General features: G+C 45.0%; 10 protein-coding genes. 6 read left to right on the top strand and 4 right to left on the bottom strand.

What is annotated here, in order from left to right; translation table 11 throughout:
• Nucleotides 1–180: 180 nt before the first annotated feature.
• Together FSB76_RS26325 and FSB76_RS26320 are read right to left on the bottom strand one after the other, a co-directional pair.
• Nucleotides 181–951 carry an alpha/beta hydrolase gene (locus FSB76_RS26325; RefSeq protein WP_147058750.1) on the bottom strand — a complete coding sequence of 257 codons (771 nt, stop codon included), beginning with the start codon at nt 949–951 and terminating at the stop codon, nt 181–183.
• Between the two features lie 121 nt (nt 952–1,072).
• Nucleotides 1,073–1,600, bottom strand: a complete 528-nt coding sequence (locus FSB76_RS26320; RefSeq protein ID WP_147058748.1) for a YceI family protein — start codon at nt 1,598–1,600, stop codon at nt 1,073–1,075.
• Nucleotides 1,601–2,034: 434 nt separating this feature from the next.
• Here FSB76_RS26320 and FSB76_RS26315 point away from each other — a divergent pair, with 434 nt between their 5' ends.
• The 5 genes from FSB76_RS26315 (at nt 2,035) to FSB76_RS26295 (ending at nt 11,613) form a co-directional block, all read left to right on the top strand.
• On the top strand, nt 2,035–7,398 hold the full coding sequence (locus tag FSB76_RS26315) for an IPT/TIG domain-containing protein (RefSeq protein ID WP_147058746.1): 5,364 nt from the start codon (nt 2,035–2,037) through the stop codon (nt 7,396–7,398).
• The gene (locus tag FSB76_RS26310; RefSeq protein ID WP_147058744.1) at nt 7,395–8,099 is read left to right on the top strand and encodes a hypothetical protein; all 705 of its coding nucleotides are present in this window, start codon (nt 7,395–7,397) and stop codon (nt 8,097–8,099) included. The genes FSB76_RS26315 and FSB76_RS26310 overlap by 4 nt, the downstream gene beginning before the upstream one ends.
• Nucleotides 8,100–8,217: 118 nt before the next feature.
• Nucleotides 8,218–8,832, top strand: coding sequence for a hypothetical protein (locus FSB76_RS26305; RefSeq protein WP_147058742.1), 615 nt, complete (start codon nt 8,218–8,220; stop codon nt 8,830–8,832).
• Between the two features lie 142 nt (nt 8,833–8,974).
• Complete coding sequence (locus tag FSB76_RS26300; protein ID WP_147058740.1) at nt 8,975–10,969, top strand: sialate O-acetylesterase; 1,995 nt, start codon at nt 8,975–8,977, stop codon at nt 10,967–10,969.
• A 191-nt stretch (nt 10,970–11,160) separates the two neighbouring features.
• Nucleotides 11,161–11,613, top strand: coding sequence for a cold-shock protein (locus FSB76_RS26295; protein WP_147058738.1), 453 nt, complete (start codon nt 11,161–11,163; stop codon nt 11,611–11,613).
• A 126-nt stretch (nt 11,614–11,739) separates the two neighbouring features.
• Here FSB76_RS26295 and FSB76_RS26290 read toward each other — a convergent pair whose 3' ends face one another.
• Both FSB76_RS26290 and FSB76_RS26285 read right to left on the bottom strand, forming a co-directional pair.
• The gene (locus FSB76_RS26290) at nt 11,740–13,416 is read right to left on the bottom strand and encodes a lectin (protein WP_147058736.1); all 1,677 of its coding nucleotides are present in this window, start codon (nt 13,414–13,416) and stop codon (nt 11,740–11,742) included.
• Nucleotides 13,417–14,258: 842 nt separating this feature from the next.
• Complete coding sequence (locus FSB76_RS26285; RefSeq protein ID WP_147058734.1) at nt 14,259–15,437, bottom strand: hypothetical protein; 1,179 nt, start codon at nt 15,435–15,437, stop codon at nt 14,259–14,261.
• Between the two features lie 235 nt (nt 15,438–15,672).
• Between FSB76_RS26285 and FSB76_RS26280 the strand changes: the two genes are divergently transcribed.
• The gene (locus FSB76_RS26280) at nt 15,673–16,449 is read left to right on the top strand and encodes an SDR family NAD(P)-dependent oxidoreductase (RefSeq protein WP_147058732.1); all 777 of its coding nucleotides are present in this window, start codon (nt 15,673–15,675) and stop codon (nt 16,447–16,449) included.
• The last annotated feature ends 174 nt before the right edge of the window (nt 16,450–16,623 follow it).

Raw genomic sequence — 16,623 nt, 5'->3', positions numbered from 1 at the left:
AGTTTTTATTTTTTTATCATGCGTATTTTGAATTTGATAATGGCAGGCATAAAAGGAACAGAGTTATCCTGACTTCTCAGGATGACTCTGTTCCCCTGAGCGGGAATACATTCAACATTTATAAAGCTTTACGGCTTGTACAGCCCACTTAAAAGTAACATTTTGAAACCTATCAAACAGTTACTTGGTCGCCGCACTCTCTATCACGGTTGCCACTGCTTTGGCCTGCGACATGTACAGGGTATGACTGCCTTTCAATTCCGTTACCTTAGCGCCAGCGCGTTTATACATAGTGCGTTCCAACACAGGATTGATACTTTTATCTTCTGTTGCAACTATTGCATAGGAGGGTTTGTTTTTCCAGGCGGTTTCCGTTAGCGGGGTTAAAAATGATTTAACCGCAATCGGTTGCTGGGAATCAGCCATGAAATTTGCTTTATCTACGCTTTGCTCGGTCGCAAAGCATTCCCTGAATTTCGCTTTATCAAAATAAACAATTCCTTTTTCGTCGGGTGGAAGAATTCCATTTACCGGCAGCGGCGGGCCTGATTGTAGTAAAGAAATAACGGTTTCTCCCTTGTCGGGTACAAAAGCTGCCACATAAACCAGTGCCGCAACTTTGTCTGAAACGCCGGCCTGCGTAATCACCGCGCCGCCCCAGGAATGCCCGACAAGAATTACAGGGCCATCCTGTTTGTCTAAAGCGCGGTTAGTGGCTGCAACATCATCTTCCAGCGAGGTTAATGGATTTTGTACAAGGGTAACGTTGTAACCGTCTTTTTTTAGGATAGCATAAACCGCTTCCCAGCCCGATGCATCTGCAAAAGCACCATGAACGATAACAATATTTTTTTCAGGGGTTTTAGTTTGACCAAATGCGGCCGCCGAAATTAATAACATGCAGGCAGCAACAAGTTTAAATTGCACACCAATTAGATTTTGAAGTTTCATAATATTAACAATTAAGGAACAGGCGGATGCGTTAAAGTTTCTTGAATTTCCTGGAAATCCAGTTAGCTATCATCATATGAAATAGCTTCTTCATCTCTTCGCCCGTTGTTGATCTGCTTGATTAAGATTTAATAAGTTGTATATCGCAATTGATGCGGATCTCGTCGCTGACTACGACCTGTCCCGCCTCCGTAATGGCATCCCAGGTTAAGCCAAACTCTTTGCGGCTGATCTTGCCCGTTACGGTAAAGCCTGCCTTGATTTGATTATACGGATCTGCAACAATGCCGCCAAAATCCACATGTAGTAAGATCGGCCTGGTTACCCCTTTAATGGTCAGGTCGCCATGTAACAGGTATTCATCTGCATTTGGCTCAAACCTTTTGCCGCTAAAACTGATTGCCACGTGCTGTTCTGCGTTAAAAAAATCTGCCGATTTTAAATGCGCGTCACGCTGTTCGTTTTTAGTGCTGATCGAGTCGACATTGGCCGCGAATTCGATTTTTGAGGCTGTTGTAAAGTCGTCACCCTCTGTCAGCACTTCCAGGTCATAAGAATGAAAGTGACCGGAGATGGTGGTAATCATCAGGTGTTTTACCTTGAATTGTACTTCACTGTGTGAAGGGTCGATTTTCCATTTTGTTTTCATGGTTTTTTTGATTTTTATCCAGTAGGCTAATCTTATACCAATAAATCATTTAATTGAAAGTCAATTAGTTGCAATTTATAAACTATTGTTAATTCACGAGATTTCGTAAAAGCCTGGCAAAATCACTTTATATAGTTGGGCAATACCAATGCATGTGCGGAATCATTCAACGCCAAAGTCAAAGCTTTAAGAGGCGTAAGAGGCACTACTTTCTTCTTACTCAGTCTTGCTAAAATATATGCCCGATTTTTTATCCCCTAACTTTTTAGACTGATCCAAAACCTGTCAATATCGTTCAAACACCATCAAGAACAATACGCTGCCAGCCTGAAGTCGTTGTTTTGTAAAATACTTTAATTACAAGTTATACTATTAAAAAAACGGAGGTATATTTGCGCTATAGTAAATAAATTCCCAAACCTTAATCACCATTGATGAAAGTCAAAAACTTCAGGAAATGCTTAACCCTACTGCCATGTGCTATTTTTGCTTGCCTGAACGGATATAGCCAGGCGCCTAATATAACATATACTACCCCGGCACCCTATAAAACAGGAACTGCCATCACACCTCTTTCGCCCCAAAATAGTGGTAAACCCGTTCCTGCTGTGAGTTACGCTTCGGTTACTCCTTTTGCTGGCGGAAGCCTGGGCTGGACGGACGGCAGCGGTACAGCAGCACAATTCAACAATCCCGCAGGCGTTGCACTTGATGCTTCGGGCAATTTATATATTGCCGAAAATAGCGGCCAGCGCATTCGCAAGGCCACACCTGCCGGCATAGTAAGCACAATTGCCGGTACCTATAGGGTGGCGGGCTCTGCCGACGGCCCCGGCTCGTCGGCAACCTTTAACAGCCCATATGGCGTAGCTGTTGATGCAGCAGGCAATATCTATATTTCGGAGACAGCAGGGCGCAAGATCAGGAAAATAACGCCTGCAGGCGTAGTAAGCACCTTTGCCGGCAGCGGCACAAAAGGGGTTGCTGATGGCACCGGCACTGCAGCAAGTTTTAACGTTCCCGAGGGGCTTTGTTTTGACAAAAGCGGCAATTTGTACGTTGCAGATATTCAAAACAATAATATCAGAAAAATAACGCCCGCCGGCGTAGTTAGCACCTTTGCGGGCAGCACCAGCGGCACTCCCGGAGCTGCCAATGGCCTTGGCACAACAGCCTCTTTTTTTGGCCCCACAGGTATTGTGGCTGATGCCACAGGAAATCTGTATGTTACAGATGCCGGCAACCACAAGATAAGGAAAATTACAGCAGCCGGTGCGGTAAGTGATTTAGTTGGCGACGGTACAGCCAACTGGCGCGATGGAACGGGCACATCTGCAGCCCTTAACGACCCTTATGCCATTGCCATTGATGAACTTGGAAATTTGTATGAAGCCGAATATTATTTTAGCCTGGTACGCAAAATTACGCCGGCGGGAGTTATCACCACTATAGCTGGCAACGGAATTGAGGGCTCGGCCAGTGCTGTTGGCAATGCAGCCACATTCAATGATGTTAAGGGCATGGCATGTGATGGCCATGGCAATCTTTATATTGGAGAAGGCTATAATAGCGATGTACGTAAGATGAGTATCTGGGGCTATAGCATCAACCCTGCCCTACCCAATGGTTTAACATTCGATGGTACATCGGGTACTATCAGCGGTACGCCATTGGCAACTTCGTCGCTTACTGTTTATACAATAACGGCTTATAATGCAGGGGGCAGCAGTACTGCAACAGTCGGCCTGTCCACCGTTTTACCGGCCTCGGCGCCAACGGTTACTTCATTGGCACCCGTATTGGCAAGCGCATACTCAACTATAAATATTACAGGCAACAACCTGTTGGGCGCTACTGCGGTTACCGTTGGTGGTGTGCCCGCAAAATCTTTCACTCCGGTATCGCCCACAAGCCTTAATGTAACTATTCCTGGCGCGGCAACATCGGGTACTATCAAAATCACCACGCCTTACGGCAGCGTAACAGCTAATGGCTTTACACTGCTTAAAGCTCCTAAAATTTCCTATAGCCAGCCGCCAGCTTATGTTACCGGCAAAGCAAGTACTACCCTGTCACCTGCCAATACAGGCGGTGAAGTACCCAAAACAGGTTACAGATACGTTAGTCTGCTGGCCGGCAACCCTTCGGGCGGATCAAACGACGGCACGGGTAAAGCCGCCGGTTTTAAATACCCCTATGCAGGCGTATGTGACCTATTTGGAAATCTTTACGTTGCCGACATTACCAACGGCCTCATCAGAAAAGTTACTCCTGATGGCGTGGTTACAACCTTTGCAGGGGGTGGCCACTATCCTAACGACGGCACCGGAAAAACAGCCGGGTTTTATGGCCCGGCGGGTATTACTATTGACGCTGCAGGCAACCTGTATGTGGCCGACGGTAATGACCAGCTGATCAGGAAAATTACTCCGGCGGGCGTTGTTACCACACTTGCAGGCAGCGGGCGCGCGGGCTCCAAAGATGGTAAAGGGGTTTATGCCTGGTTTTCCGGCCCCGTAGAAATGGGTATTGATGCCCTTTGGAATTTATATTGCGGGGAGTTTTCGGCAACAAGCAATCTCAGAAAAATAACTACGGATGGCGTTGTTACTACTGTTGATAACAGCTTTAATGGTGTAACAGGCATAACAACAGACGATGCCGGTAATTTATATATAGCCGATCAGGGACATGCTTTAGTTAAAAAAATGACCCCGGCGGGCTCTGTAAGCATCTTTACAGGCAGCGGAAAAACTGGAAAAGCCGATGGTACCCCTGCATCAGCAAGCTTTACCGGCCTGAGTGGCCTGGCAGCCGATCATTTTGGAAACATTTATGCATGCGAAACAGGCAATAATCAGCTCAGGATGATTGACCCTGCCGGAAATGTATCCACCATTGCACCCTTACCCAAAATACTTGATTCTTATTTTTATAAGCCAAATGGTATTTGTGCCGATGGCAGAGGCAACATTTATATTTTCAATGGCGATAATACAATCCGCAAAATGTCGCTCACAGGCTACTCCATCAGTCCCGACTTACCCGCAGGCTTGAATTTCGATGCATCAACAGGCACCATCAGCGGTACGCCAACAACGGCAAGTGCGCTAACAAGCTATGTTATTACAGCTTTTAATACCAGCGGCAACAGCACTTATACGCTTAAATTCGCTGTAACTCAGGGCAACCTCGCTATAAAATCATTCAAACCCGCATCGGCAGCAAAAGGTGTTACCGTTACCATAACCGGCTCAAACCTGGGCAAAGTTACCGGTGTCCGCTTCGGCAGCATTGCCGCAGCATCATTTAAAGTGGTTAATGATACCACGGTTACGGCGGTGGTAGGTACCGGGGCAACAGGAAATGTAACCTTAACTACCGCTGCAGATAGCACCAGCAAAGCAGGATTTACCTTTGCAGCACCTGTTTCGTTATCGGGATTTACGCCCATGACGGCAGCACGGGGCGCAACGGTTAAACTTAGCGGCAGCAATTTTACAAGCGCTACCGCTGTAAGTTTTGGCGGCACCGCCGCAGCATCATTTAAAATTGTGTCAGATACCTTAATTACCGCGGTGGTGGGTACCGGCGCCACTGGGGCAATAAGCGTTACCTCGCCCGGCGGCTCCGCAATACTCCCAGGATTCAAATTTATTGCTGCGCCTGTAACAACATCGTTTTCGCCATTAAATGCGGCTTCCGGCACAACGGTAACCATTACCGGTACTGGCTTTACAGGCGCTACTGCCGTGAGTTTTGGCGGCGTTGCTGCAGCATCATTTTCAGTTACTTCGGATACGGGCATAAAAGCTGTTATCGGGCAAGGCGCAAGTGGTAATATTGTGATAACAACCCCTGGAGGAACATCAACCTTTGCCGGGTTCAAATTTATTTCCCCAACGGTAGTAACCGCATTTACGCCATTGAGTGCAAGCACCGGCGATAAAGTTACCATCACCGGTACCGGCTTCGGCGGGGTTTCGGCAGTAAGTTTCGGCGATATACCAGCCTATTCTTATACACTAAATGCTGATAATAGCATTACGGCTGTTATAGGGCAGGGTGCAAGCGGCAATATTAAGGTAACTACGCCCGGAGGTACAGGCACGCTTGGCGGATTCAAATATATCCCGGCACCGGCTATTACGTCATTTTCACCTGCAAGCGCTACTAAAGGTACAAGCATAACCATTGCCGGAACAAACTTCACCGGGGCAACCTCCGTAAGTTTCGGTGGTGTTGCTGCTGCCTCATATGTAGTAAATTCCGATAACAGCATTACCGCCGTTATCGGCTCTGCTGCAAGCGGCACAGTTACCGTAACAACCAGGGCCGGCACGGCTACAGTTTCGGGCTTCACATTTATCCCGGTTCCGGCTATTATCTCATTTACGCCGTCATCGGCAGCAACAGGAGATGTGGTGACCATTACAGGCAGTGGCTTTAACGGGGCAACTGCGGTGAGCTTTGGCGGAGCGGCGGCGGCTTCCTTTGTTGTTAATGCCGACAATAGCATTACGGCTGTTGTAGACAAGGGTGCAACCGGCAGTATCAGCGTAAAAACGGCAGGCGGTACAGCGATTTTAACAGGGTTCACTTATTATGCGCCACCTGCTATTGCCTCATTCACGCCGCTTACAGCAACCAATCAAAGCACTGTGACTATTACCGGTACCGGCTTTACAGGTACAACAGCTGTAAGCTTTGGCGGTATGCCTGCCGCCTCTTTTACGGTAGTATCGGCAACAAGCATCAAAGCAGTAACCGGGGACGGCTCTTCAGGCGCAGTATCGGTTACTACACCTTACGGAACTGGTACAAAAACCGGCTTTAACTACGTTCCCCAACCTCTCATAACGGCTGGCGGCCCAACAACGTTCAGTAGTATAAATGGCAGCGTTACTTTAACAGCCAGCCCGGCTAACGGCTATACTTACCAATGGTTTAAGGACGGAACTGCCATTAAAGGCGCAACAGGTGCAACTTATACAGCAGCACAAACGGGGGCATATACGGTAAAAATAACACTAAACGCCGTCACCCGCGAGTCGGATGCTATTGATGTGAACGCTGTGTTTATGTTGCCGGTAAATAATTTTCAGCTTACTTATACCAGTGCGAGTTGCAAAGGTTCGGCAAATGGATCGGTAAATATTACAGCGGCGCAAACATTAAACTACTTAGCTACAATAACCGGTAACGGCATAAGTAACAGTTATCCGTTCACTACCGGCACAGTTATTAATAACCTTGCAGCAGGCACATATAATATTTGTATTACAGTATCTGGCGAGCCCACCTATCAGCAATGTTTTACCGCGGTTATCACCGAGCCCAAAGATTTATCGTTATACACCAGCGTAGGTGGCTCCAACCAGGTTACGCTAAACCTCGATGGCGGAACTGTGTACACAATAAAGCTTAACGGCCTCGAATATACAACCACACAAAGCCAGGTTACCTTGCCGTTAAACACCGGCAGCAACCGTATTTTGGTAAGTACCGACAGGCTGTGCCAGGGAGTAATTGAAAGAGTCATTAACATCAACAATGCGTTGGTCATTTATCCAAACCCTTTTAACAACAACCTTAACCTTGATATTGGTAAACAAGCCGTAAAAAACGCAACTGTAACCATATACGCTATAACCAATGGAAAAGTGGTTTACAGTAATCAATACACAAACCCGTCCGAAATGCTTCACATCGATCTTTCGGCTTTAAAAAACGGCATTTATATGCTTAAACTGTCAGCAGATGGTTCAGATAACATCTCGAAAATAATAAAGCAATGATAAGAAAATCTATCAGTGTGGCTGCCTGCTTGTTACTGGCAATAGTTATAGCGGGATGCCAGAAAAAAAGCTCCCCCACACCACAAGTTGCTAACCCGGCAAAGGCGGCATTAACATTTCCGGCACAGGATGCCGTTTGTACCACAGGTACTATTATATCCGCAACACAAAGTTCGGTAACCTTTACCTGGCAAACTGCAGCCAATACCAGCAGCTACGAGCTAAATTTAAAAAACCTGCTTACCGGTACTTCAACCACACAAACAACAACCTCCAACCAATTGGCGGTTAAACTCTCCCGAAACACACCGTATTCCTGGTATATTGTATCAAAATCAGAAAAAACCAGCAGTACGGCCCAAAGCGACACCTGGAAGTTTTACAATTCAGGGCTCGGAACGGTATCGCACAGCCCGTTTCCCGCAGAACTTGTTTCACCGGGATTCGGGCTTGATGTTGCTTCGGGCGACGGCACCATAAAACTGCAATGGAAAGGCAGCGACGTTGATGGCGATATTACAGGTTATGACCTATATTTTGGTACAACAGTGACGCCGGCCCTGTACATGGCTAATGTAAAGGATATGTTTATGAACGGGATTAGCGTAAAATCGGGAACAACCTATTATTGGAACGTGATCACTACAGATTCGCAGGGTAATACTTCCAATTCGGGGCTGTTTCAGTTTAAGATAAAATAATTGTTTTAGGGTTGACTTATTTATTGCTTTGTCAGCTCGCGAGAGGGTTTCCGACTTCTTTTTTAGAAAATTTACTTATTGGGGTTGATATCAAACGAGTATTTATTTTGCAGATAATATGAAATACAAGTACATTTTAGTTTTAGCAATAATTATTGTTACGCTGCCTGCATTTCGGTTATCTGTAAAAAACATATTAAGCTTTAAAACATCAACAGGTCATACTATCAAAGTAGCAAGGGGGCAAATTCTTTACGATAATAAAATAATATTAAAAATAAAGCACCCTGACGACGTTCTTTATGAAAGCAAATCCAATCGCTTAATAGAGGATCATGGTTCTGTTTTTTTATTTATCGCGATGGCTGGCAACCCCAATATTGACCGCTTAAATGCATTTTTGATCAATTCCACAAAAGCTACTTTGCTGGTTGACGCCATTCTTTCGCCTATTAAAGATCATGACGGTGATGGATACCTGGAATTTGGTGGCAGGGATTTAACAGAAGTGTATGGTAATCCCGATTCGATGTATTATATACCATCAGCTTACTACGAAATACGTGAAGGAAAAATCTATCCGGATAATACGCTAACAAGAAACAAGGATATAAAAACAAACGGATTATACTTACCTCCGAACAAACAACTTGATAAAGATGGCTATTGCTGCAAAGTTGTGCCGGTACCACGACGAAAACATAAACTGCGAATGGCCACTCCATGTAGTTAGATTTCCAACAGTTGTATTTGAATACAACTAATGCTATCAAGCTATTTTATTGGCCAGCCAACACCTCTCTTTTAGTCCTACTGCTTCCGGGATTATTTGCAGCCATTAGTTGCTTTCATATATTTTTTTATACTTTTATCATATGATTGCTAAAACGATTTATAAAACACTCCGTAGCTACTTATTGCTACCCAGCCTGTTACTTTTTATCTTCAAAAACAGCAGTGCCCAAATCTTGCTGTCTCCTTGTTTTACCGATAATATGGTATTACAACAACAAACAAAAGTAAATCTGTGGGGAACAGAAACACCGGCCAAAAATTTCACTGTTACCACCTCCTGGGATCACAAAATTTACCATGCCGCCGGCGATGCGCAGGGTAACTGGAAAATAAAAGTAAGTACCCCAGCCTACGGAGGCCCCTACACCATTACCTTCAACGATGGCCAAATAACAACACTAAAAAATGTGCTGGTGGGCGAAGTTTGGGTTTGTTCCGGCCAATCTAACATGGAAATGCCCCTGACCGGTTTTTATGGCGATGTACTAAACCTGGAGCAGGAGTTGGCTGATGCCGCCAATCATCCCGAGATACGGATGTTAAAAATTGATAACAAAATAAGCTTTACGCCACTTACGCAGGTTCAAACCAAGGGAGGCTGGGCCATATGCAGCCCCCAAACGGTGCGCGACTTTTCGGCCGTCGCTTATTTTTTTGCAAAAAACCTTTTCGCAGGTAAACATATACCGGTAGGTATCATCAACAGCACCTGGGGCGGTACGGCTGCCGAAGGCTGGACCAGCGGCGGCGCTTTAAAGACGATGCCAGCCTTTGCGTCATTTGTAAAAGCTGCCGAAGGCGGCCTCACGCAACAAAAACTGGATGCCCGTTACCAGGAGGAGATCAGCAGTTGGATAGATTCGGTCAACCAACAAGACCCGGCCTTTCAGCAAGGCAGGCTGCTGTGGGCCGAACCAGGTTTCGATGATTCGGGATGGCCAACAATGAAAGTACCTGCCTATTGGGAACAAGCCGGGGTTCCGGATTATGATGGTACCATGTGGTTCAGGAAAAAAGTTACTGTGCCACCAGCGTGGGCCGGCAAAGACTTGAAACTGCACATGGGCGGTATTGATGACTATGATGTTACCTACTTTAACGGAACCGAAACAGGCCATACCGAACTATTTTTTTATCAGCGCAACTATACTATACCCGGCAAGTTGGTAAAAGCCGGCGAAAACACCATTGCCATCCGCGTTTTTGACAATGGCGGTCTTGGCGGTATCAACAAAGGCCCCTTACAGCTATCATTAGCAACCGACACCAGTAGCCAGATTGACCTGTCCGGCTCATGGGCTTATCATCAAGCCAGGTCGCTGGCAGCATTGCCACAGCCGCCCGTGCAATCAAACAGCCCCAGCCGGCCGGCGCTTATTTATAATGCCATGATTAACCCGATATTACCCTATACAATAAAGGGCGTAATATGGTACCAGGGCGAAAGCAACGCCGACAGGGCCCTGCAGTACAAGCATCTTTTCCCTTTGCTGATTAACGATTGGCGGGAAAAATGGAAACAGGGCAGTTTTCCGTTTTACTTTGTACAAATAGCTAATTATGCAGCCACCGACCAGCCGCCAGCTGCTAACTGGCCCGCACTTCGTGATGCACAGTTAAGTACACTTAGCCTGCCACAAACAGGCATGGCGGTAACCATTGATATTGGCGATGCTCACCGCATTCACCCACAAAACAAACAGGAAGTTGGCAGGCGCCTGGCGCTGATTGCACGCGCCAAAACTTATGGTGAAAATATTCCTTATTCCTGGCCACTTTATAAATCACAAACTATCAAAGGGCATCAAATTGAGCTGCAATTTACCCATACCGACAAGGGCCTGCTTGCACGCGGGGATATGCTGAAAGGGTTTACCATAGCAGGAGCTGATCAAAAATTTTATCCCGCATTGGCATTTATAGTTGGCGATAAGGTAATTGTGAGCAGTAGTGATGTTGCCAGCCCCATTGCCGTACGATATGCCTGGGCCAATGATCCGGTTTGCAATTTATATAATGGCGCAAACCTGCCTGCATCGCCCTTTCGCACAGATAATTGGGAAACCGGAAGATAGATTGTCAGGTAACTCAATGAATTTATTATCCTGATCTACCCCGCGTGCAGGCTATAATTGTATGCCAAATCATGGGCCACTGGTGGCCGGTTTATGTTACTTTTAAACAGGCTGCATCCGGGCTCAAAAAAATATTCTTCAAATCCGATAAAAAATGTCACGTATGTCGCTATTTTTTCGTATATTAAGTTATGGGTAGATCAGTAGAAACATTTAGTAAAAAAGAAAGAGAAAAGAAAAAGTTCAAAAAGCAACTGGATAAGAAAGATAAAGCTGAAGAAAGAAAAGCAAATTCAGGTAAAGGAAAAGGATTGGAAGATATGATGGCCTACATCGATGAGAATGGCAATATCACCTCTACCCCACCCGATCCGGCTAAAAAGAAAAAAATTATAGCAGAGGATATCCAGATTGGCGTACCCAAACAGGAAAACCTTGCTCCCGCCGATCCGGTGCGTAAAGGCGTGGTGGCTTTCTATAATGAATCTAAAGGTTATGGATTTATCAAAGACCTGCTAAGCCAGGAAAGTATTTTTGTACATGCTAATGGCTTAACAGAAGCTATCCAGGAAAATGATAAGGTAACTTTTGAAACCGAGCAGGGCGCCAAAGGGTTGAATGCCGTTAAAGTAAAAAAGCAATAATTGCTATCAGCCGTCATCAATTTCCGGAAAACATTAGCAATCCGGTAAACATTGTAAATAAATGGCCGGCCATCAATAAGCCGGCCATTTGAAAAATAGTTTAAAAACTCATTTAAGGCAAGCTATTTATTGATTTACCCGGAATGATTCATAAGTCTGGGCAGCGGTGCGATTACAGGTCATGGCTTGCGTGCCGTTTTCGCTCGAAACATATTTCGCGTTGTTTCCTCTCAGCGAAAATGTGCCGTTCCCATTGTTTACCCAATCAAACTGTTCCCAGGCCCCAATCGCTGTCCGGTTGCAATTTATGGCCTGTGTACCGTTTTCAGAAGATACATATTTACCCTGGCTCATCAGCGCTACCTTACCCCCACCTGCATCAACAATGGTAAATTGTTCCCAGCCCTGGGCGGTAGTCCGGTTACAGTTCATAGCCTGTGTGCCGTTTTCGCTGCTCACATAAAGATTATTGTTTCCCTTAATGGTAATGGTTTGCCCTATGGGTGCAGGAACACTGCCCGATACTACCGGTAGCGTAGGGCGGGTAGCCGTAAGCCCAATCTGGCCTTTCAGCATCCTGCCCCCATCACCTGTAAGGCGTAAATAATAATCTGCAGAGCAGGCTGTACCATCTTCATCCAACGATAAAAAGCCCAAGCCTGCAGGTGTATAGGCCGATGTTTCGGTAGTTTTGGCTATCTGGTTACCTTCGTTATATTCATCAAACATAGAAATGTAAATGCCCTGGGCACCCAGCCTTACCATGTTATAAAATTGTCTCCACATAAAATCGCCATGAACCCTCTGGCGTTTTTGCAAATCGCCCGGCAAAACACATGGCTGGTAATCGATGCCGTTGGCATTACAATAAGACTGATCGCCAACATTATGGTCGGTGTAAAAACCATCGGCTTCCGACGTATTTGAAATCTTCCCAATCATCCAGGGCGAAATCATGTTCAAGGCGTTATAAGTCGCCAAAAAGTCTGGCCTAACTTCGGTACTGTTTGTATCGCGCCAATAAGCAGGCACGCCGCCAATGATATAGCAGCCCTGGGCTTTAAACCAGTTAATAACATCAAGACAAACCGCTGCCGACCAGGGATGGTTGGTATCATTGAAACCGAAGCCCCATATACACACCACAGGTTTTCCATTTTGTTTAGCGTAAGCCGATGACGTGGTATAGGCCGACATTTTGTTGGTCCAGTCGGTTTTAATTTCCGATTGCATGTTAGTCCAGCCGCCTACGTCATACATAATGTAAAATTTACGCCCATAGGTTTCGGCTGCCGTTTTAACTTTGGCAGTGATAGCATCGCGGATTGGTCCTTCCTGCCCGTTGGGATTAAAACGTTGTAAGGCAGCTCCATCAATATTATTTTGCTGCATCCATAAAAAATGGGTATTTACTGTTTGATCGTTGAAGGAAGAAAACAATTTGGCCGGCTGACCATTGCCCAGGTTGCCAAAGTTGGATGCTGTGTAGGTACTTGTATACTCACGAACATCCGGCCAGGAAATAATGCTGGCGTTTGTTGGCGTAGGAACCCCGAACGGATCGCCGGATGCATAGTGCCACCAGGTGTTAAGGGGCGAACCATCGCCCGGGGCGGCAAACCAGCCCTGGTAGCCTACTATCACCTTACCTACAACGTCGCCGGCGGCAGAAGCCGAGGTTTTAAGTTTGGTTGTTTTTCCATCCGTGGTGGTAGCGGGTGCGCTAAGTTTATTTTTGGAACAGCTGATGGTGACAGCGGTGCAAGCTATCACCAGGATAAGATTGGTTTTCTTAAAATTCATAAAGATTGATGTTAAAAATTAATAATTGGTTAAACGACGGAGTTGCGTACCCATTACGGAGGTACAAAGAGTTTCTTTTCCATAGCTGCAGATTAATTTACCTGGTGGATTTGTGCGATTTACACCGATATTATTGGTTACTTATAAAGTAAGCCGGGGAGGCTTAATAAAAGATTAATTATCGCTTAACGTATATAATTCAGAACAGAATAGCAATTCAACTATTTGATATTTAGATAAATATATTGCACTGGCAATCAGAACGGGATATTAAGACATTTCAGTCCGAAATTTATGAAGACGTGTTTTAATATATAGAAATATCTGTGCGGCTTTTTGCCCCCCCTACAGACAGAGCTGGTTGAGTTTGATTTAGGTTATTTTTGGTGCTATAATGGTTTATTTGGGTAACACAGATGCGGTTGCTGATTAGTTTTTAAATATATATTTTGTTGACACATCGGGGCGTATTCAACACGACTTAGAGGCTTAGCCTCGGCCAATCTTATAACCGCGGGTTTTAACCCGTGGAAAAAAATAAAAAAAACGATTAAGAACCGTAGGCTCTATCCATATGAGCAACGCGTATATATCGTTTGAACAGATTGAAAATACCTGGATTTACACCAAAATATGGGCCGTGCCGATGGCACTCTCATTGTCATTGGCTAATCGTCCACGGGTTGAAATCCGTGGCTACAATATGTGCCGGGCTGATGGCCCATAGGAAGAGTGATATAGAAGCTAATTGAAATCGAACAACCCATTCAAACCGGCATAGAGCGATCATTTTCGTTTTATACCCAAAACAACCGTGCTAAATAGCTTGCCAACAGGCCATATTATTTACCAAGCGCAGCATCAAAGTCAATAAAAAGGCCGTCTTTGCCTTCGGTATTATAAACGCCGCCTGCTATAATACTTTGCCCGGTTATGCCCGGATTGTTCCCATGCCCCAGGGGCCACGAGCCTTTTGTATCGGCCACGCCGATGCCTGCGTATGAAGCGGCTTTAATTGCAAAATCGGTACAGTTGTTTTTAGATAGATGATATTCAAGCCCATCGTAGCTTTTGGTGAGCAGCAGGATCTTGTCAAACCTTTTTTTGGAGATAAACTTCCCCATCACCTCGTCCCAGTTATGCCCGTTATCGTTCTTGAACGTGCCCGAGCAGGAAGGATCAAGCGGCGTTGACGAAAACAGGTTGTCTTTTTGAGGATAAAATCCAAACGATATGGAAACCGATGTTGAATCGGTATTGTATTTTATAAGCGTAATAAAAGTATGGCCCGTATTAACTATCTTAAATATGCGTGGTTTACCGGGTACCGGCTGTTTCACATGAAATAACAGCGCATAGGCCGCCGCTTTTTTGCCATCGTTAAAAGTGTTTACAATACGCTGGTAAGTAACAGCCTTGCTTTTCTCTTCGGCCTTATCATTTAATGCTAAGGGTCTTGGATCGTTTACAAATAACGAATCGTCTTTTGAACTAATTGCCAGGTAACGTGTGCTAAGGCCCGAATCAACACTCAATGTATCTGCAGATACCGAATCAGCCAACGGTCTTATTTGCAAGGCTGGTGATTTTGGTCCTTTTTTATATTGCATAGTTTTAAAAAAGCATTTCATGGCCAGCGGATACATGCGCAACCGGGCAAATACATTGGCCAGTTTGTAGTATATCTTAACCCTCGACCTGTTATAATTTACTTCGTTGTTCCCCGCAGTCGAAAATTCTTTCAAGTACCCCATCAGCGCCTTGCGCTCCTGGCGGCTGCTTAAATGGGTTTCCATATTTTCCAGGAAATTGATGTTGCCTTCGGCCGGTACGCGTGTTTTATTAGCTATTACCGATGCTTTGTTAGCATCGTAATCGGTTATAACATCTGCAGATGTATCTGCCCGCATTGGTTTATAATGCACCGCGGCTGATAACTGGGCATGCAGGGGTATACTATATAAAAGATAACCTATAATGGTGAACGCTTTAAAACATTGCGTTATTCGATGGCTATTCATGAAAAGGAGCTTAGATGGATATTGTATTAACGTAATTTATTGGTAAACGGTATATGTGGTTTGCTTACCTGCAACAACAATAGTTGCCGCTACAACCTAAAAAATTAAAACATGTGGGTGTGTTTTTCATATCCGATACAAACGTAATAACATTTCAAATAGTCTACAAATTTAGTAGAGTATTTATTTAACTTGCGGAGTTTTTTGGGTTTTGGTTTAAAATGACAATTACAGGATGAAAAAATATGCTTTAGTAACCGGCGCAAGTAAGGGTATTGGCAAGTCGATAGCCTGGCTATTGGCACAAAAAGGTTATAATTTATTGCTTGTTGCCCGCTCAGAGGCCGAATTGAATGCTTTATCCGTAGCTATCACGTCGGCCCATCAAGTTGAGGTACACTTTTATGCAACCGATTTATCAAACCCAGGCGCAGCGGCAGCTATAGCGGCCTGGTTTACCGGCTTATCTGTACCATTATCTATACTGGTAAATAATGCGGGCTACGGGCAATGGGGTAACTTTGATGAACTTCCACTACCGGGCCAAATGGCCATGATGAGGGTTAATATAGATGCCGTTGTTGAGTTATCGCATTATTTTATTCCGTTTTTAAAATTACAGCAACAAGCCTATATACTTAATGTAAGCAGCACTACGGCCTACCAGGCCGTGCCTACAATGGCTATTTACGCGGCTGCCAAAGTATTTGTTTTATCATTTAGCAGGGCCTTGCGTTATGAACTAAAAAACACTCCTGTATCTGTAAGTTGCCTGTGCCCCGGCCCTACTGATACCAACTTTGTGCATCGTGCAGGCATGGATGCCATTGCAGAACTGGCAGCCAAATTTAACATGACTCCCGATGATGTTGCGGCCATAGGCATCGCCGGCATGTTTGCCAACAAAGCCGAAATTGTACCCGGCTTTTTAAATAAGCTATCGTCAACAGCGGCCAGGCACAGCCCAAAACGCCTTATTGAACGTATAACAGCCGGTTTATATAAACAATAAAAATATTTTCAGGAAAATTTGTTTGATTAAACAATTTATCTACATTTGCATAGTCTATAAAATACATAGACATTATATACATTGAACAAAACACAACATACCATCTTTGCATCCTCCATGCGAATGCCCTCTGCAAAAAGGGTGATGTGTAGCTGTTGTTGTTAATTTTCACCG

The sequence above is a fragment of the Mucilaginibacter ginsenosidivorax genome (assembly GCF_007971525.1).
Taxonomy (GTDB): domain Bacteria; phylum Bacteroidota; class Bacteroidia; order Sphingobacteriales; family Sphingobacteriaceae; genus Mucilaginibacter; species Mucilaginibacter ginsenosidivorax.
Note: the sequence above shows the minus strand (reverse complement) of the source record. Positions and strands in the feature narration are given on the sequence as shown.